Here is a 17,491-nt window from a genome sequence, read left to right on the forward strand (position 1 = left end):
TAATAGTTTCTTATACAAATATATGTCTAAAAGAAGGTATTATGTTACGCATAGTACTTAAAATTAACACTTTTTTAACATTAGTTGTGTTGAATTATTTGAGTTATTTTAGTGCGAAATCAAAATTATTTTAAATGAACATATCGCCTTCTAAGCTTAATACGTTCTTAATGTTTAAGCTACCTGCAGCGTATTTTACTGGTGTAAGAACAACCTCTTTAGATGATACAACTTGTGTCGTTACTGTAAAGCATCGTTGGATAAATCAAAATCCTTTTAACTCTATGTTTTGGGCAGTACAAGGTATGGCAGCAGAGTTAACAACTGGTGCTTTGGTAATGAAAAAAATTAAAGAAAGTGGTAAAAAAATATCCATGTTAGTGGCCAATAATAACGCGACGTTTACAAAAAAAGCAACAGGAAGAATAATTTTTACATGCAAGGAAGGTCATAAAATAGACGAAGCGATGCGTAAAGCTATTGAAACCGGAGAAGGACAAACAGTTTGGCTATGTGCCAATGGAGTCAATAAGGATGGAGTAGAGGTGTCTTCTTTTAATTTTGAATGGACGCTTAAAGTAAAATCTTAGATTTTACTTTAAAGTAGACAGTAAATAGTATAAAGTGTTTAGTAATTTTATTTTGACATAATAATTGTAACAAATCTTTTTACAAATCAACTTATAGATACATCAACCTTAAAACGAAAATATAATATGGAACAATTACCAGATTTTACAGATAGAAATGCACACGAAATAGATTATCGCATCTATGGCGAAGAAATGCAATATGTAGAAATAGAACTCGATCCACAGGAAGCGGTTATTGCAGAGTCAGGAAGTTTTATGATGATGGACGATGGTATTAAAATGGATACCATTTTTGGTGACGGCTCACAAAAAGATAAAGGATTTTTGGGTAAAATACTAGGTGCAGGAAAACGCATCCTTACAGGCGAAAGCTTGTTTATGACTGCTTTTTATAACAACCTTACAGGAAAGCGCAATGTGTCATTTGCATCACCATATCCAGGAAAAATTATACCTATAGACTTAACACAATATCGAGGGAAGTTTATTTGCCAAAAAGATGCTTTTCTATGTGCCGCTAAAGGTGTAAGTGTTGGTATTGAGTTTTCTAAAAAGCTTGGTAGAGGTTTATTTGGAGGTGAAGGTTTTATAATGCAAAAGCTTGAAGGAGATGGTTTGGCATTTGTGCATGCTGGTGGTACTATGGCAGAAAAGACTTTACAACCAGGTGAAACTTTACGCGTAGATACAGGCTGCATTGTTGGCTTTACACAAGATGTCGATTACGATATTGAGTTTGTAGGTGGTATAAAGAATTCAATTTTTGGAGGTGAAGGTTTATTCTTTGCTAAATTAACAGGACCAGGAAAAGTATACATACAATCATTACCCTTTAGTAGATTAGCAGATAGAGTTATAGCATCAGCACCAAAAGCAGGTGGTAAAAGCAGAGGCGAAGGAAGCATCCTTGGTGGATTAGGTGATTTATTGGATGGTGATAATAGGTTTTAAAAACTTTAATTCTCATAAAATCAAAACTTTACAGCGTAAGAATTCCCTTTTAACAAATTAAACGTTCAACGAGTAATTTCAACTTTTAACATAATAAGCTGTTAAACTTTGGGAATATTGTTTCGGCAAATATGATTTTTTTCTATCTTAGAAATTGAATTGAAACAATAGCCTATAGAGAAAATTACTCTTTTTGTTGAACCTAAAACTTAAAATTACCCATGGCGAGAGCAATGTTTGAGTACACAAAAACTGTACTTAAAAAGGTTAGTTTTGATGCGACATTATTCTGTAAGGAAGTGGAAAAAGCAGTAAGACGTTTACTGCCTCACGAACTAGAAGAATTGCGAATATTTATTCAGTCCCTAATCAATCAAAACCCAGAATTAAATCAATGTTTAATTTATTTAAAAGCATAAAAAAAAGCGACTTACGAGTCGCTTTTTTTATTTAGACAAAGGACTTACAATTTCTACATCACTAAAGGCAATCGCTCCACGTATAATTCCTGAGATCACACTATGCATGGCATCAATGATCTGCATTTTTAGCTCGCTTTTGTGATAAATAATACTAACTTCTCTTGCTGGTGAGGGTTTTGCAAAATGTCTTAGATTGGGACTTAATTTTTCTTTTAAATCTAAGGTATGCAAATAAGGCAATAGCGTCATTCCCATACCTTCGTTAGATAATTTTATGAGCGTTTCTATACTACCGCTTTCTAACTGAAAGTTATCATCTATTTGATCTTTAAATGTTTTACATAAATTTATAACTCCTTCTCTAAAGCAGTGGCCATCTTCTAGTAATAGCATGTCTTCAATATCTAAATCCGATACTTCTACAGTTTTTTTATCGCTTAATCTGTGATTGTCTGGTATGTAAGCTACAAAAGGCTCGTAATATAAAACACGCTCTTTTATATTGTCGCTTTCTAAAGGTGTTGCAGCAATAGCAGCATCTAAGTGGCCATCGTTAATACGCGTAAGGATTTCTTCAGTGGTAAGTTCTTCTATTTTTAATTTTACCTTAGGATATTTCTTAATGAAATTTTTAAGAAACATTGGTAAAAGTGTAGGCATTATGGTTGGTATAATACCAAGTCTAAATTCGCCACCAATAAAGCCTTTTTGCTGATCTACAATATCTTGAATACGCTCTGCTTCATTAACAATATTTCTGGCCTGAAACACTATTTTTCTACCAACTTCGGTTAGTTCGATAGGTTTTTTACCTCTATCAAAAATAACGACGTCTAATTCGTCTTCAAGTTTCTGAATCTGAGTACTCAGCGTAGGCTGTGTTACAAAGCATTTCTCAGCCGCTTTTGTAAAATTTTTGTGCTCAGCAATAGCTAAAGCATATTTAAGTTGGGTAATTGTCATAACTATTTAATTGAGCTATAAAAATATAAAAACTATTTATAAAAGCTATATTGTTTTGCGCTCAATTTAATTTTGGTGCACGACCTTTTATAAACACACAATGTGCTGTAATTTAATAAATTACGACTGTGTAGGACAGCGAAAAATTTGCTTTGAAATTAAAAAAAGACTGCCACACTAGCAGTCTTTTCTGTTTGATTATTTTAATGTGTTGTTTTTGATTGATGCTAAAAGATTAATCTAAAATCTAATGTTTAGTTCTAAGTCTTTGTCGGCAACGGTAAACTTGGCGTCGTCATATTGTGGTGGTCCCATAAGCATTACGTTGTTAGACATTCCAAAAGACTCTTTAGGCATTCCGTTTTCTTCAAAATCCATTCGTTTGTTATCGTTAACATCGTGTAGTGCTAAGATGGCATATTCACCAGGTAAAACGTTTTTAAATGTCATAGTCACTTTTCCGTCTTCAATTGTACTATCAGCGTCCTTAATGCCTTTACCTTTCATAAAAGTTTCGGACGTATGTAAAGACATGAGGACTTTGCCCTCGTTGCTTGTAACATTATCTATAGTTACTGTGATTGTGATGCCTTCGTCTTGAGAAAAGCTAAATAGTGTTATTAAAGCAAAAGCGAATGTTAAGATTAAATTTTTCATGATACAGATATTTTAATGGTTATTTATTTTGTTGATTCAAATATCCATAAAACTTCTGATTGGGAATAATCTTTATAACCGAATTGTAGTTTTGATTGGATGAGTTGTAAATACCTGTTGTTTTAAATTTATGATGACAAATTAAAACCGTCTCGATGTATACTTAAACACTATAAAATTATGATTATGAAAACCAATTTTAAATTTTTCTTTTATTGTCTTATGGTATTGTCTGTAAGTTGTTCTAGTGATGACGATAATACGGATTTTGAGCCACAGCCGCCTTACACCTTTATATTAGATCCTCTCACTCAGATTACATATGATGTCACTGCTAGTGAACCAGCTCATGCCAATTATTTGTTGGGTATTTTTCCGTTTGATCCTGATGCTGTCCGTTATGAACTACGTTTTTATGACAGCAGTGCGCCTAATCTACATTTTGAAGTAAGTTGGAATGCTTTTGACCCAGTTCCTAGTGAGGTTGCTTTATCTCCGTTAGTGCCAGGATATAATGATGGAAGAATAGGCGACAACTTTTATGTTAAAGCTGTTGGTAATGGCTGCAATTATTCGGTAAATCCTAATAATACGGGCTGCTATCCAGGAAGCGGAAGCTTAGCTAATTTGCAACAAGCGCTTGTAGCTATTGGAGGTAAAATGGAAGTGACTATATACTATGAGTAATCACAATAATAGTTGTCTTAGAGTAAGCCACGTGCCTTTATCTCTAAATACTTATTGATGGTGTTAATAGTTAAATGCTCTGGTTCGGTTAAAATAGACTGAATACCATAGTTCTGAAGTTCATTAACAATCAATCGTTTTTCGAAAGCAAATTTTTCGGCAATAACTTTGTCGTAGGCTTGCTGTACGGTTTCGGCTGGCTCTGATATTAATGAATTGAGTTCTGTATTTTTAAAGAATACTACCACCAAAAGATGATTTTTTGCAATACCCTTTAAATAGGGTAGTTGTCTGTGCAAACTGTCTAAAGTTTCAAAATTTGTGTAGAGCAGCATTAAGCTTCGATGTGTGATGTTTCGTTTAACATCTGCGTATAATCTGCTGTAGTCACTTTCAAAAAAATCGGTACTTACGTTGTATAGCGTTTCTAAAATTAGATTCATTTGAGATGTTCTTCGTTCCGCAACAACTATATTTTCAACTTTTTTAGAAAAGGCCAAAATACCTGCTTTGTCATGTTTTTTTAAGGCAACATTAGATATTACCAAAGCGGCATTTATAGCGTAATCTAAAAGCGACAAACCTTCAAAAGGCATTTTCATTACTCTGCCTTTATCTATGATTGAGTAGATGGGTTGCGATTTTTCATCCTGAAATTGATTGACCATTAATTGGTTTCGCTTTGCGGTAGCTTTCCAGTTAATGGTTCTTAAATCATCACCAAGCACATAGTCTTTTATTTGCTCAAACTCCATGGTATGACCAATCTTTCTAATTTTTTTTATACCATATTGATGCAGATTATTGCTTATAGCTAGTAAATCGTACTTACGCAATTGTATAAAGCTAGGATAGGTGGGTACCATTGCAGCCTCGTTGTACCAAAACCGTCTGGCTATCAGTCCAAAAACGGAGGTGACATAGATATTGAGTTTGCCAAAATGATATTCGCCTCGTTCAGTTGGTCTTAATTTATATTCTAGTTCAGACGCACTAGAGGCATTTAATTTTCTGTTAATGCTAAAGTCTCTAGCCTGAAACTGTTCGGGTATTTCATCTATAATATTGATAAAAACACTAAACGTGTAGAAATTCTGAATAATTAATCTCACAGGATTTTCATCTCCATTTGAAAACTTTTCGGGTACTATACGTTCTCCTTTTACACCATTTTTTGCAGTAAATAGTATTATAATATCCAATACTGTAAGTGTTATAAGAAGTAATAAAAGAAGCTTAACAATATTAAATAGTCTAGGAAAAATAAAACTAAATACAAACAGAATGATAATGCCAATACAGGCATAGAAGAATCTGTTTTGTAAGTAAAATGGTTTAAGTCGTTTCAAGATTTAGTGTTTGGTAATTAGGAATTTGCCTTTCTTTTAGCTTCTGGCTCAAGCTTCGGTCTTTTTAAACTTATTTTTATCTACTGTCTATTGTCTACTGATTTATCTCGGAATTTCTACAGCTTCAATGATCTGCTTAATAATTTGTTTTGTGGTAATGCCTTCCATCTCGCGTTCTGGTGTTACTATAACACGATGTTGCAAAACAGGAATTGCAGCACGTTTTATGTCTTCTGGTGTAACAAAATCTCTTCCGCTCATTGCAGCAAAGGCCTTACTAGCTCTTAATATTGCAATAGATGCTCTTGGTGAGGCACCTAAATATAAAAATGGATTGTTACGTGTATTAACAATTATATCTGCGATGTATTTTAGCAAGTGCGACTCAATACGGACTTGTTCTACAAGGTTTTGAAACTTATTAATTTGTGCTTTAGAAAGATGTGCTGCGATCTGATCTGTTTTTACATCACCTTTTAGATTTTGTTCTCTGGTTAAAATCTCTATTTCTTCGTCTAGATTTGGGTAATCGATGTCTATTTTAAAAAGAAATCGATCTAACTGAGCTTCTGGCAAACGATAAGTCCCTTCTTGTTCTACTGGATTTTGGGTAGCGAGAACAATAAACGGTAAATCCATTTTAAACTTATTGCCGTCTATGGTTATTTGGCGTTCTTCCATTACCTCAAACAACGCAGCTTGCGTTTTTGCTGGTGCTCTGTTAATCTCATCAATAAGAATCATATTAGAGAAAATAGGACCTTCTTTAAACTCAAACTCTGAAGTTTTCATGTTAAACACTGACGTTCCTAAAATATCGCTAGGCATTAAATCTGGTGTAAACTGAATTCGACTAAAATCTATATCTAAGGATTTTGCTAATAGTTTAGCAGATATGGTTTTGGCTACACCAGGAACACCCTCTATAAGCGAATGACCATTGGCTAAGATTGAAGCTATGAGCATATCAATCATTTCCTTCTGGCCAACTATGACCTTCTCTATTTCGGTCTTAATTAAGGCAATACCATCTTTGAGTTCAGAAAGATCTATTCTGTTGCTAAAGCTAATGTCTTCAGCATTTGTTTCTGCTGTAGAATTTGTTAGTTCTTCAGGCTTATTCTGTTCGGTATTTTCGTTTAGTTCGTTATTTATGTCTGTCATCAATTTTATTTTTTAAGAACATTCTGTTCAGTTATTATATTGGTTAATAGGCAATAGCATCGTTTGCCAAATGCCCATTACGGGCTTCCATAGTTGTTTATTTATAAAAATCTTCTATCGCTTTGTTTAGTTGTAGTAAATCGTCTTCTGTACAATTAGATTTAGATTTTAAATGAGCGATTTTGTTTACTAATTTTTTAATGTCTTTTTGGTCTTTTCCAGATTTTAATGACAGATTTTTTACAAACTTATCATCTAATATTTGAGTGTCTAAATAATAGACACGTCTTATATATTCTAGAAAATAGGTAATTTTCTTTTCTATAAGATTGTTATGGTCTTTGGTTTCGTAATAGAGGTTACCAATGGTTTTAGTAAAATCTACAGTTGTATTTTTTAAAGGCTTTATTACGCCAACAATGCGTTGCTTTCGTTTTGCATTAAATATTATAAAAATAAGTATTGTTATTAATACGAGATACCAAGCCCAGCGTAATGCTGGTTGACTGAGAATAAAGCGCAACGGTGAGCTGCTCTCTGTAGCGTTTAATTTGTTTCTGGAGTCAAAGTATATCGTTTCATCTCCTATGTAAGACATTGAAGCGGCAGCATACTTTTTGTTGTCTTTTTTTAATAGTTGGTAGTTGGTGAAAACTGCTGGTTGTAAGTGAATATAAAAATAACCTTGTCCCCAAGATGTTTTGATGAAATTAGTATAAGACGAATCACCAAATTTCTGATAGCCTAAAACGCTTGTGTAAGTTGTATCTATTTTAGAAAAATAGATGTTACTTAAGCCTTTTTCTATGGTAATACTGTCGTTTCTAAATGAAGGATTTGTATACGTTAAATTGGCTTTTCCTGAGAAACTGTATTTGTTGTCGGTTTCAAAACCAAGGGTATCTTTTAAACGATCTGGAAAATAATTAGCAGAAATGAAGATGTCATTGCCAAAAGAGGCAAAATCTAGTAATTCTTGGGCTGATGTATTGTCGAGCTGCGGACGCTCATCTATGAGCATATATGTTCCTGTGGCATAATATGTAGAGTCTTCCCAATCGTAATAATCATTAAAATATTCATAAGGAGTTCGTTTAATATCTTTTATGTTGCTCTCAGGAAATAATGCCTCTAATTCCTCATAAAAAATATAAGTACCAAAAGGAATTTTGTGCTTTTCGTTGTAAGTTTTTTGCCAGTTAACAGGTTGTGGAGTAGAGAATTCTATAACAACAATGCCAATAAAAAGCAGTACTAAAATGGCGATATATATTTTTAGGGTTCTGTTCATTAGTTTACGGAATCTAAAAATTGATTAAACGCTGTTTTTGCTTTTTTGAACTGAACCTGATCGATATCAAACTCACCATACCAAATGTAATTGTACAAATACGATGTATACGAAAATTCTTTTTTTAGTTGTTCTGAAGCTATTTCGTAGTAGTAATCGCTATTGGTCTTTTCTACATCATACTCTATAATGCCAGATTGAGAAAGGTTTTTCAAAAGATACAAATAGTAGTATCTAATGGCTAAACGATAATTGTTTTCACTTTCGGCTGAAGCTATAAGTGCCTTAAAATCTGCTTCGTAAATATTACTTTCAACATCTGTAATAGGTATAATACTTTTATCTGAGGATTTACCAAAAACCCATTTCCCTTCTTTGTTTATAATGGCTTTTACAATGAAAAACACCACCAAAACAAAAATAACGACGTAGAATATTTTTAAAATTATGTCTGTAACATCTGCTGCTTTTGCATCGGTATTAATATCAAACAGATTCTTGAAAAAATCTGATAACCATTGCTTAAAACGCGTCCACCAGCCATCATTATTAGACGCGCGTTCGTAGATAAAATCGTTTCCAGAATATTTGTCTTTTAAATCTTCGTAGCTACGCTTTTCAATAGGTTCTTTATCTTCATATACACTATCTTGTACTATAGTATTCAGTATTTTGGTAGGTGGCAAAACGTATGCGCTCGATGTAATCCCGAAGCATAAAAAAATAATATATAGATACTTTAGCTTACTCACCAGATCCTATAAAGTCAATATCGCTTTTAGTGTTAATATTTTCTGCATCTTCTTTAAGGCTATAGAAAACAATCCCTTGATTTATCTGTACAATTATATTTAAAAATAAACCAAGTAGATACGAAAGTAAGAATATAAGCACCAACATTACCGTTGCAGATTTACTTATTTCTTGAGAGGTAGCAACTGTACCAGACTCTATGTTTGTAAACATATCTACAATGAATATAAAATACGGTATCATAACAATAATGTTTTGCACTATGTAGCTCATTAAAAAAAACAATCCAACACAACCAATAGCAGCCCAGAATTTAGAACTCATTAGCGTCCAAGAATAGCCAAAGCTAGCCCATATGCTTTTTTTGTTTTCAATATATTCCATCAATGTTCCTTGATAAAACAAACTCACGGCTCCTAAAACTAAAGGTAAAAGCAAAAAGCCAATAATAGTTATGGCTAAAACAAAGCTTACAATCCCTGCTATAATCAAAATAGGTATTGCAACTAGTATAGCACAGAGTAGATAGATGATGATATTACCAGTATTTGCTTTGTATTCGGTTATAATATCTGATGCATTAAAATGCTTACCGTCGTTTTTAGCGTAAAGTTTTAAATAAATAGGGACAAATGCATAAGATATTACCGCAGAGACCAAACCAATGGTTACAAAGAGTAAAACGAAGACTACAACTGTAGTTGCATTTTGGTTCATGTAATCTTCTATTGCGTTAGTATTATTATTAGTAAGCCCACCAAAAACAACTTCTGTGTAGAAATTGCTGAAGAAATATCCCAATACCAGGAGTATAAGAATAAAGATGCCATTGATGATGAAAAAATTCTTGTAGAGATGCTTCCCATTTTGTCTTAAAAATGAAAACGTATCTTGAAAATACTCTCCAAAACTTCTCGATTTATAAAGTTGCATGTGCCTTTTTTAATTTGTTGTTTACCACGAAGGGATATACTAAATAGTAAAATGAGATTAAACTTAAGGTACTTAAAATAATACCAACACTCAACCAGTTTGGCATTGTATTAGAGTAGCGTGTAACATAACCTTCTAAGAACCCAGCAGCAATGGTAAAAGGAAATGTACTTATTAAAATTTTTACTCCGTTTTTTACTCCCATTTTAAAAGAGATTATTCTAGAGTATGTTTTAGGAAACAGTATACTGGCACCAAGGATGAGACCTGCAGCACCTTCTATAACAATGGCAAAAATTTCCATAGAACCATGAATCCAAATGCCTCTAACACTTTCCCATAGCACACCTTCCTGATAAAAGAAATACTGAAACGACCCTACCATAATAAAATTATGAAGCATCACATAGACCGTGCCCAAACCAGCAAAGACACCATATAAAAATGCCTGTATGCCTACATAGAGGTTGTTTAGTGTTATACCTATAAAACTTCCCCAATTGCTTCCGCTTTTATATATAGCCACAGGATCACCAGCTTCAATATTTTCTAGGGTTTGGTTAACATAAGCATCACCTAAGATTAAACGTACAAAGGCATCGTCATAAGCCGCAGAAAGCACACCAATAGCTATAAAGCTAAAAGCAATTATAAAGGCGTATAAAACATAACGTCTGTATTCATAGACAATGAGTGGTACTTCTGTTTTCCAGAAATGCACAAATCTGTTAGTGTCTTCGCGCTTTGTTTTATATATTTTTTGAAATGCTCGTGCTGTAAGATTATTTAAATATAGAATTGTCTTACTTTTGGGATAATAGGTTTGAGCATAAGACAAATCGTTTACAAGTTGAATATAGAGCGACGCAAGTTCATCAGGATTTTTTAGTTGCTTCCCAAAAATAGCCTTTTCAAAATTGAGCCATTTTTGTTTATTTTGCTTAATAAATGCGACTTCTCTCATAGAGAACCAAATTAACATAATTAATGGTAGAGTTACAAATAAATACCACACAAAACGTTAATATAAATTTTGTTGCCGCAAGTGTGGGAGAGCGCATCTTGGCATACCTTATAGATCTTATAATAAAGCTGGCCTATATTGTAGTAACATACCAGATTTTCTTTAACGCTTTTGAGATAAATAATGCACTTGAAGGTATGGATATGTGGTCTATTATTGCTGTTATTCTAACGTTTTATCTACCTGTCATTTTTTACTCATTAATTTTTGAAACGTTTTTAGATGGGCAAACCATTGGTAAACGCATCATGAAGATTAAAGTGGTTAAGATTGACGGTTATCAGGCTTCTATTTATGATTATTTAGTGCGATGGTTTTTTAGAATCATAGATTTAAATATGGCTTCAGGGATAGTGGCACTCATTACTATTACTACGAGCAAAAAAAGTCAACGTTTAGGTGACATGACTGCTGGTACTTCGGTAATTACGCTCAAGAATAATATAAACATTAGCCATACCATTTTAGAAGAATTAGAAGATGATTATGTGCCAACCTATCCTAATGTTATAAAACTATCTGATAATGATGCGCGTATCATTAAAGAGACCTATACGAGAGCTAAAGCAGCACGAGATTATGAGACTCTTATTAAGTTGCGAGAAAAGATTATTGAGGTTATTGAGCTCAAAGAATACAACCAAAATGATATACAATTTATTGATACCATTTTGAAGGATTATAATTACTACACTCAAAGCATGTAATGTTTTTTCAAACCTTAGACATATTAGGAACCATAGCCTTTGCCATATCTGGTGTACTTGTGGCTATGCATAAACGTATGGATCCGTTTGGTGTGTTAATCATTGCTTTTGTCACGGCTGTTGGTGGCGGAACGTTGCGTGACATCATGGTAGGTGTAGAGCCAGTGTCTTGGATGCGAAACATGACTTTTGTATACGTTATTATTGCTTCAACCATCTTCGCTATAGTGTTTAGAAATTACCTAAAACATCTGCGACGTTCTCTCTTTTTGTTCGATACTATTGGTATTGGGCTTTACACTGTTGTTGGTATAGAAACAGGTCTAGTAGCAGGATTGCACCCAATAATTTGCATTGCACTTGGAACTATGACCGCTTGTTTTGGTGGTGTTACCAGAGATATTTTGTGCAACGAAATTCCGGTAATATTTAGAAAGGAAATTTATGCGACTGCTTGTATTGTTGGCGGACTCAGTTATTTTTTAATGCGCATTTTTCTGCAAGATGAAAACTACCTTTTTATCATAGCAGGTTTGGTTGTCATTGTTATAAGATTAATAGCTGTGCGCTTTAAGGTGAGTTTACCGAGTTTGTATAAGGACACATCAAAGTAGATTAAAATTAGTCTATTGATATTCTGAAGCTACACTTTGACACTTCGACTTCGCTCAGTGAAGGCAAGCGCATATAAGGTATAGAATGCATACCATTATATTAGAGGCTATTAAAAGTAGCTTAATAAACTACTTAGTTATTCTATAATCTCTACCTTTTTGATGTAGACATTTTTTAGTGGCCAATCTCCTTCATCGGTTTTTACAGCATTAATTTTATCTACAACATCCATACCTCTTATAACTTCACCAAAAACCGTATAATCACCATCCAAGTGTTTGGCGCGTTCTCTATTTATTACAATAAAAAACTGAAATGGTGAGGCGAGTTTATAAGCATTTTCAATTTCGCTGCTAGGCATCGAAACAGAACCGCGTTGGTGCGTATAGCCACGTTTGGTATCTGGTGGCAGCAGATAGTGTCCTATTTTTCGTCGTTTTTTGTACAGATCTAAAGCATCACTGCTACCACCTTGTACAACAAAGTCCTTAATTACTCTGTAAAATTGAGTGCCATTAAAATATTTACGTTTTGTGAGGTAGATAAAATTAGAACGATGAAATTTGGTTTTATCGTAAAGCAGTATATCAAAAGAACCAAAGTCTGTCGTGACTCTCACCTTATTTTCTTTATGTTCTTTGTCGTACTCTAAGAAGAACTCCATGGCATTGGCATCGGTAAGTACAGGAAATTCTGATGACTTTTTTGCTTTCTTTTTTGTTATTGGCTTCGCTTTAGTAGTTATGGTATCTTTTACAACCGTAGTGTTAGAATTTTTTGAAGTTTGTTTATCTTCACAGTTCCATAAAAAAAGAACGATTATAAACAGTAATTGAAATCTCATAAATGCACTTTAATACGTTTTCTAAATCTGTAGTAAAAATAAAACATCTAGAGCTTTTTGGCGAACAATCGCATGCCAAAATGTCTCCACCTTACCGATTAGAATTGGCCGAGCATATGAAAGCGAAAGCCAAAACAGCTAAGACAGCAGGTGTAATGGCTTTGTTTTACCCAGATCTAAAAGCAGAGACTAATTTGGTGTTAATTCTTAGAAAAACATACAAAGGAGTACATTCTAACCAAGTTGGTTTTCCTGGTGGTAAGTATGAGGAAGGCGATGATAATTTAATGGTAACAGCACTGCGAGAAACAGAAGAAGAGGTTGGTGTGCCAATGGATACAATAAATGTAATTAAGACCATTTCTCCCTTGTACATTCCGCCTAGTAATTTTATGGTGCATCCTTATTTAGGGCTTTTGAATGCTACACCAAAATTCGTAAAACAAGATGACGAAGTAGAGGATATTCTCCAAGTACGGTTACAAGATTTTCTAGATGAACGTAACGTAATAACCACCAATGTACCCACCTCCTTAAACGTTAGGGTAGATGTACCAGCATTTAATTTAAACGGCCATATTGTTTGGGGAGCAACAGCTATGATGCTAGGTGAAATCAAAGACTTGTTAAAACAGGTTTTATAAGTTGTCTTATTTGTTACTTTTGCATGAACGAACATAACGGTAAGATACTTTAATCAAATATTTTATTGTCAGTTTGCGTGGTTTTGTTTCCAAAATAGATTGGAAACAAAATTGAATCGAGAACTTGTTAGATAAAATTCTTTTTCTCGATACATATTTTGCTCAGGTTCAATCGTAAAATACACCCGAAATGACGAATTTCATTAAAGCCTCGTTAAAAAATAAAAATTTATAATGGGATTATTCAAAAAAAATCCTTTTGGTCATATACTTTGGGTAAAAAAATGGTTAATCAGAATCTTAGGCCTTTTAACGCATAGACGTTTTAGAGGTTTTAACGAGTTACAGATTGAAGGTTCTGAAATTATAAAAAACTTACCAGATACCAATGTGCTATTTATATCTAACCATCAAACATACTTTGCAGATGTTATAGCTATGTTTCATGTGTTTAATGCCAGTCTTAGTGGACGATTAGATAATATTAAAAATGTTGGTTATTTATGGAATCCTAAGCTAAATATGTATTATGTTGCTGCTAAGGAAACTATGAAATCGGGACTTATACCTAAGATTTTTGCATACACTGGTTCTATAAGCATTGAAAGAACATGGAGATCTAAAGGGCAAGATGTAAATCGCCAAGTAAAGATGAGCGATATCACCAATATTAAAAAAGCGCTTGATGATGGTTGGGTGGTTACGTTTCCGCAAGGGACCACGACACCTTTTAAACCCATTAGAAAGGGTACAGCTCATATTATAAAAACATACAAACCTTTAGTTGTGCCTATTGTTATTGATGGTTTTAGACGCTCTTTTGATAAAAAGGGATTACGCATTAAGAAGAAGAATATCTATCAATCTTTTGAAATTAAACAACCTCTAGAAATAGATTATGACAACGAATCTATTGCAGATATCGTAGAAAAAATTGAATATGCTATTGAGCAGCATCCTTCGTTTCTAAAGGTAATTCCGCAAGAAGAATTAGAGGAAAAAGAGCGCTTAAACAAAGAGCTTAGGGATTGGTAGATTTAGTAAACAGTAGACAGTAGACAGTAGACAGTAGACAGTAGACAGTAGACAGTAGACAGTAGACAGTAGACAGTAGACAGTAGGCAGTGGATACTTAAGCTTGTTTATGCAATACTTGTCTAACAAGTCTAAAACTCTAATAATCTAAACTTCCAGCTTTTTTAACTCATTGTAGTTTCTGTTAAGGCGTTTTAATAGAATACCATAGATAAGCTTATAAAACAGCCATATAATAACTAAGAAAACGGCTGTTATCAATATTGTTATTACTACTAAAATTGACATTTGAGTTGCGTCAAAAGCAGCTACCTGATCATGAAAATCTGAGTTTTGATTGAATTCAAAATAAAGCGAAAGTGGTATAGAAATAAAGATCATAACAAGATTATACAATACGTAGTACTTAATGACTTTTCTTGTTCTAAGAATACTCTCCATTAATTTTTTGGCATTATCTGTAGTAGATATGGACTTATGCGATTTGTAAAGTAGATATACAAATAATGCAACCACCGCAAACCCAAAAATAGTTAATCCTGTAAAAAGAGGGTTTTCATAGCTGGCTTCTAATTTTGCTCGCATTTTGTCTGAAAAGAAATACGGAACGTAACTAACAAGGATCCAAAAAATAAGCTCAGCAACACTAATGTGAAACAAGGTTTTTACAATAGATGATGATTTTTTGTGCAACATTGGGTAGATATCAGAATCTGAATAGTTTTTAAACTCATCACTTCCTTTGTTCCAATCCTTCTTTAATAATTCTAATTCATCCATAAGTTTACGGATTTAATATTGTTCTTAATTTCTTTTTTACACGGTTCATTTTTACGCGTGCATTAACTTCGGTTATACCAAGGGTTTCACTTATTTCCCTGTAATCTTTATCTTCTAAGTATAAAAAAACTAAGGCTTTTTCAATGTCATTTAGTTGTTGTACGGCTTCATACATTAACTTTAATTGTTGTTCTTCTGTATCGTCGTACTCCTCAGCTTTTATCTTAAACTTAACGTTATCAAACTCTTGTGTTTTAATTCTCCGTTTCGATTTTCTATACAACGTAATCGCTGTATTTAATCCCACACGGTACATCCATGTACTAAATTTTGAGTCGCCTCTAAACTTAGGATAGGCTTTCCACAATTGTATAGTGATTTCCTGAAACAAATCGTTGTGCGCATCAGCATTGTTGGTATACAAACGGCATACCTTATGCACAATGTTTTGATGCTTTTGCAACTGCTCTACAAAACTATGTTCTAGCTCTTTGTTCAATTAATCGTTTTGGTTAGTTAACTATAAGTAGCTCAATTTTAATTATTGTTACACAAATATTAATAAAGTATCATTTACGTACCTTAAACCGTATCTTTGTGAGTGTCCTTTAACCTCTGTTTTTTATGAATATACCTGAGTCTAATTTACCAAGAATTGTCATTGTTGGTGGTGGTTTTGCTGGCATAAATTTAGCAAAAACCTTAGCGAATAAAAAGTTACAGGTTGTGCTTATAGATAAGCATAACTATCATACATTTCAACCACTTTTATATCAAGTGTCTAGTTCTGGATTGGAGCCAGACTCTATAGCTTATCCTTTGAGGAAAATTATAAAAAAGCACAAGACCTCATTTTTTAGATTGGCTGAGGTAAATGAAATACAGCCAGAACAAAAAAATATTAAAACCAGTATTGGAGATTTAACTTTTGATTACTTAGTGTTGGCAACGGGAACAAAAACCAATTTTTTTGGAAACAACGAGATTGAAAACAACAGTATGCCAATGAAAACAGTGCCTCAGGCATTAAATATTAGAAGCTTAATTCTTCAAAATTTTGAAAAAGCTGCTATTGCAAATACTAAAGAAGAGCGTGAAGCCTATCTTAATTTTGTAATTGTAGGTGGCGGACCAACAGGTGTAGAACTGGCTGGTGCCATTGCAGAATTAAAGAATAATATTTTGCCAAGAGATTATCATGATCTTAATGCTAATGATATGCATATTCATTTGCTTGAAGGCTCAACAAGAGTATTACCTCCAATGAGTAAGCACGCTTCCGAAAAGGCAGAAAAGTTCTTAAAAACTTTAGGTGTCAACGTGCATTGCAATACGCAAGTTACAGATTATGATGGGTTAGAGGTATCGACAAACACAGATTTACAATTACAATCTGAAACTTTGATATGGGCAGCTGGTGTCACTGGTGCTCCAGTCAATGGTTTAAATGCTTCTGCTTTGGTAGAACGTGCCAACAGATACAAGGTTAACGAATTTAATCAAGTTGAAGGTTATGACAATATTTTTGCCATTGGAGATATAGCACAAATGACTTCTGAAGATTACCCTAAAGGCCATCCACAAGTAGCACAACCAGCTATACAGCAAGGCATTTTGTTAGGGAAAAATCTACTGAGATTAATTAATAATAAGCCAATGAAATCCTTTGTTTACAACGATAAAGGGTCCATGGCCACAATTGGTAGAAATAAAGCTGTTGTAGATTTAAAAGCCTTTAAATTTGGTGGTTTTTTCGCATGGTTCATTTGGATGTTTGTACATCTTATGTCTTTAGTAGGTTTTAGAAATAGAGTCATTGTATTCTTCAACTGGACGTATAACTACATTAATTTTGACAAAGCAGCAAGACTCATCATTAGACCGTTTAAGAGGTAGAGTTTAAACCGTTTTTATCTTAATAAAATTTGTCAGTTCGAGTGATTCTGAGGTACGAGGAATCGTATCGAGAACTTTTTTAATTGATATAATTCTAATTCTCGATAATTCTGCTGATGAGCTACGTCGAAGTACAAATTTTTCTCATTTCAATCGAAAAATCCACTCGAATTGACGCATCAA

Annotated in this window: 20 protein-coding genes; 9 read left to right on the forward strand and 11 right to left on the reverse strand. The window is 33.5% G+C overall.

Features of this window, described 5'->3' with window-relative positions; all coding sequences use genetic code 11:
- The first annotated feature begins 134 nt into the window (after nucleotides 1-134).
- The 3 genes from BWZ20_RS13560 to BWZ20_RS13570 all read left to right on the forward strand — a co-directional run bounded on the left by BWZ20_RS13560 (nucleotide 135) and on the right by BWZ20_RS13570 (nucleotide 1,963).
- Nucleotides 135-590 (forward strand): DUF4442 domain-containing protein, encoded by a 456-nt coding sequence (locus BWZ20_RS13560; protein ID WP_076620723.1) that lies wholly within the window; start codon nucleotides 135-137, stop codon nucleotides 588-590.
- 126 nt (nucleotides 591-716) lie between these two features.
- Nucleotides 717-1,544, forward strand: a complete 828-nt coding sequence (locus tag BWZ20_RS13565; protein WP_076620724.1) for a TIGR00266 family protein — start codon at nucleotides 717-719, stop codon at nucleotides 1,542-1,544.
- Between the two features lie 221 nt (nucleotides 1,545-1,765).
- Nucleotides 1,766-1,963: a hypothetical protein gene (locus BWZ20_RS13570; protein ID WP_076620725.1), complete on the forward strand. Its 198-nt coding sequence runs from the start codon at nucleotides 1,766-1,768 to the stop codon at nucleotides 1,961-1,963.
- A gap of 27 nt (nucleotides 1,964-1,990) precedes the next feature.
- On the opposite strand, the gene BWZ20_RS13575 is transcribed toward BWZ20_RS13570, so the two are convergent.
- On the reverse strand, nucleotides 1,991-2,929 hold the full coding sequence (locus BWZ20_RS13575) for a LysR substrate-binding domain-containing protein (RefSeq protein WP_076620726.1): 939 nt from the start codon (nucleotides 2,927-2,929) through the stop codon (nucleotides 1,991-1,993).
- 240 nt (nucleotides 2,930-3,169) lie between these two features.
- The gene (locus BWZ20_RS13580) at nucleotides 3,170-3,586 is read right to left on the reverse strand and encodes a DUF2141 domain-containing protein (protein WP_076620727.1); all 417 of its coding nucleotides are present in this window, start codon (nucleotides 3,584-3,586) and stop codon (nucleotides 3,170-3,172) included.
- A 186-nt stretch (nucleotides 3,587-3,772) separates the two neighbouring features.
- Between BWZ20_RS13580 and BWZ20_RS13585 the strand changes: the two genes are divergently transcribed.
- Entirely contained in the window at nucleotides 3,773-4,273 is a 501-nt protein-coding gene (locus BWZ20_RS13585) for a hypothetical protein (RefSeq protein ID WP_157358415.1), read from the forward strand.
- Nucleotides 4,274-4,290: 17 nt separating this feature from the next.
- Here the strand turns inward: BWZ20_RS13585 and BWZ20_RS13590 are convergent, their stop codons facing one another.
- From BWZ20_RS13590 to BWZ20_RS13615, 6 genes are all read right to left on the reverse strand, one after another.
- Entirely contained in the window at nucleotides 4,291-5,622 is a 1,332-nt protein-coding gene (locus tag BWZ20_RS13590; RefSeq protein ID WP_076620729.1) for a DUF58 domain-containing protein, read from the reverse strand.
- 102 nt (nucleotides 5,623-5,724) lie between these two features.
- On the reverse strand, nucleotides 5,725-6,786 hold the full coding sequence (locus BWZ20_RS13595; protein ID WP_083677229.1) for an AAA family ATPase: 1,062 nt from the start codon (nucleotides 6,784-6,786) through the stop codon (nucleotides 5,725-5,727).
- Nucleotides 6,787-6,883: 97 nt separating this feature from the next.
- Nucleotides 6,884-8,077 (reverse strand): DUF4350 domain-containing protein, encoded by a 1,194-nt coding sequence (locus BWZ20_RS13600; RefSeq protein ID WP_076620730.1) that lies wholly within the window; start codon nucleotides 8,075-8,077, stop codon nucleotides 6,884-6,886.
- Nucleotides 8,077-8,763, reverse strand: a complete 687-nt coding sequence (locus BWZ20_RS13605; RefSeq protein ID WP_083677230.1) for a hypothetical protein — start codon at nucleotides 8,761-8,763, stop codon at nucleotides 8,077-8,079. The genes BWZ20_RS13600 and BWZ20_RS13605 overlap by 1 nt, the downstream gene beginning before the upstream one ends.
- Nucleotides 8,764-8,821: 58 nt before the next feature.
- Entirely contained in the window at nucleotides 8,822-9,763 is a 942-nt protein-coding gene (locus BWZ20_RS13610) for a hypothetical protein (RefSeq protein WP_076620733.1), read from the reverse strand.
- Nucleotides 9,750-10,727: a stage II sporulation protein M gene (locus BWZ20_RS13615; RefSeq protein WP_076621370.1), complete on the reverse strand. Its 978-nt coding sequence runs from the start codon at nucleotides 10,725-10,727 to the stop codon at nucleotides 9,750-9,752. Before BWZ20_RS13615 ends, BWZ20_RS13610 begins: the two co-directional genes overlap by 14 nt.
- A gap of 23 nt (nucleotides 10,728-10,750) precedes the next feature.
- Between BWZ20_RS13615 and BWZ20_RS13620 the strand changes: the two genes are divergently transcribed.
- Nucleotides 10,751-11,494, forward strand: a complete 744-nt coding sequence (locus tag BWZ20_RS13620; RefSeq protein WP_076620734.1) for an RDD family protein — start codon at nucleotides 10,751-10,753, stop codon at nucleotides 11,492-11,494.
- Entirely contained in the window at nucleotides 11,494-12,108 is a 615-nt protein-coding gene (locus tag BWZ20_RS13625) for a trimeric intracellular cation channel family protein (protein WP_076620735.1), read from the forward strand. Before BWZ20_RS13620 ends, BWZ20_RS13625 begins: the two co-directional genes overlap by 1 nt.
- A gap of 137 nt (nucleotides 12,109-12,245) precedes the next feature.
- Here the strand turns inward: BWZ20_RS13625 and BWZ20_RS13630 are convergent, their stop codons facing one another.
- Nucleotides 12,246-12,953, reverse strand: coding sequence for a peptidylprolyl isomerase (locus BWZ20_RS13630; protein WP_076620736.1), 708 nt, complete (start codon nucleotides 12,951-12,953; stop codon nucleotides 12,246-12,248).
- Nucleotides 12,954-12,955: 2 nt separating this feature from the next.
- Between BWZ20_RS13630 and BWZ20_RS13635 the strand changes: the two genes are divergently transcribed.
- Nucleotides 12,956-13,597, forward strand: a complete 642-nt coding sequence (locus BWZ20_RS13635) for an NUDIX hydrolase (protein WP_076620737.1) — start codon at nucleotides 12,956-12,958, stop codon at nucleotides 13,595-13,597.
- A gap of 234 nt (nucleotides 13,598-13,831) precedes the next feature.
- Nucleotides 13,832-14,632 carry a lysophospholipid acyltransferase family protein gene (locus BWZ20_RS13640; protein ID WP_076620738.1) on the forward strand — a complete coding sequence of 267 codons (801 nt, stop codon included), beginning with the start codon at nucleotides 13,832-13,834 and terminating at the stop codon, nucleotides 14,630-14,632.
- A 147-nt stretch (nucleotides 14,633-14,779) separates the two neighbouring features.
- Here BWZ20_RS13640 and BWZ20_RS13645 read toward each other — a convergent pair whose 3' ends face one another.
- Both BWZ20_RS13645 and BWZ20_RS13650 read right to left on the reverse strand, forming a co-directional pair.
- Entirely contained in the window at nucleotides 14,780-15,412 is a 633-nt protein-coding gene (locus BWZ20_RS13645; RefSeq protein ID WP_076620739.1) for a hypothetical protein, read from the reverse strand.
- Nucleotides 15,413-15,416: 4 nt separating this feature from the next.
- On the reverse strand, nucleotides 15,417-15,911 hold the full coding sequence (locus BWZ20_RS13650; protein ID WP_076620740.1) for an RNA polymerase sigma factor: 495 nt from the start codon (nucleotides 15,909-15,911) through the stop codon (nucleotides 15,417-15,419).
- Nucleotides 15,912-16,036: 125 nt separating this feature from the next.
- Here BWZ20_RS13650 and BWZ20_RS13655 point away from each other — a divergent pair, with 125 nt between their 5' ends.
- A complete protein-coding gene (locus BWZ20_RS13655; RefSeq protein WP_076620741.1) occupies nucleotides 16,037-17,308 on the forward strand; it encodes an NAD(P)/FAD-dependent oxidoreductase in 1,272 nt (423 codons plus the stop codon).
- The last annotated feature ends 183 nt before the right edge of the window (nucleotides 17,309-17,491 follow it).

The organism is Winogradskyella sp. J14-2, from assembly GCF_001971725.1.
GTDB lineage: Bacteria > Bacteroidota > Bacteroidia > Flavobacteriales > Flavobacteriaceae > Winogradskyella.

What these genes read in the sequence shown, in the direction of transcription:
- BWZ20_RS13645 (WP_076620739.1), bottom strand. Translation starts at nt 15,412, where the DNA reads ATGGATGAATTAGAATTATTAAAGAAGGATTGGAACAAAGGAAGTGAT.
- BWZ20_RS13625 (WP_076620735.1), top strand. Translation starts at nt 11,494, where the DNA reads ATGTTTTTTCAAACCTTAGACATATTAGGAACCATAGCCTTTGCCATA.
- BWZ20_RS13565 (WP_076620724.1), top strand. Translation starts at nt 717, where the DNA reads ATGGAACAATTACCAGATTTTACAGATAGAAATGCACACGAAATAGAT.
- BWZ20_RS13615 (WP_076621370.1), bottom strand. Translation starts at nt 10,727, where the DNA reads ATGAGAGAAGTCGCATTTATTAAGCAAAATAAACAAAAATGGCTCAAT.
- BWZ20_RS13595 (WP_083677229.1), bottom strand. Translation starts at nt 6,786, where the DNA reads ATGACAGACATAAATAACGAACTAAACGAAAATACCGAACAGAATAAG.
- BWZ20_RS13640 (WP_076620738.1), top strand. Translation starts at nt 13,832, where the DNA reads ATGGGATTATTCAAAAAAAATCCTTTTGGTCATATACTTTGGGTAAAA.
- BWZ20_RS13655 (WP_076620741.1), top strand. Translation starts at nt 16,037, where the DNA reads ATGAATATACCTGAGTCTAATTTACCAAGAATTGTCATTGTTGGTGGT.
- BWZ20_RS13630 (WP_076620736.1), bottom strand. Translation starts at nt 12,953, where the DNA reads ATGAGATTTCAATTACTGTTTATAATCGTTCTTTTTTTATGGAACTGT.
- BWZ20_RS13585 (WP_157358415.1), top strand. Translation starts at nt 3,773, where the DNA reads ATGAAAACCAATTTTAAATTTTTCTTTTATTGTCTTATGGTATTGTCT.
- BWZ20_RS13560 (WP_076620723.1), top strand. Translation starts at nt 135, where the DNA reads ATGAACATATCGCCTTCTAAGCTTAATACGTTCTTAATGTTTAAGCTA.
- BWZ20_RS13620 (WP_076620734.1), top strand. Translation starts at nt 10,751, where the DNA reads ATGGTAGAGTTACAAATAAATACCACACAAAACGTTAATATAAATTTT.
- BWZ20_RS13580 (WP_076620727.1), bottom strand. Translation starts at nt 3,586, where the DNA reads ATGAAAAATTTAATCTTAACATTCGCTTTTGCTTTAATAACACTATTT.
- BWZ20_RS13570 (WP_076620725.1), top strand. Translation starts at nt 1,766, where the DNA reads ATGGCGAGAGCAATGTTTGAGTACACAAAAACTGTACTTAAAAAGGTT.
- BWZ20_RS13600 (WP_076620730.1), bottom strand. Translation starts at nt 8,077, where the DNA reads ATGAACAGAACCCTAAAAATATATATCGCCATTTTAGTACTGCTTTTT.
- BWZ20_RS13575 (WP_076620726.1), bottom strand. Translation starts at nt 2,929, where the DNA reads ATGACAATTACCCAACTTAAATATGCTTTAGCTATTGCTGAGCACAAA.
- BWZ20_RS13635 (WP_076620737.1), top strand. Translation starts at nt 12,956, where the DNA reads ATGCACTTTAATACGTTTTCTAAATCTGTAGTAAAAATAAAACATCTA.
- BWZ20_RS13610 (WP_076620733.1), bottom strand. Translation starts at nt 9,763, where the DNA reads ATGCAACTTTATAAATCGAGAAGTTTTGGAGAGTATTTTCAAGATACG.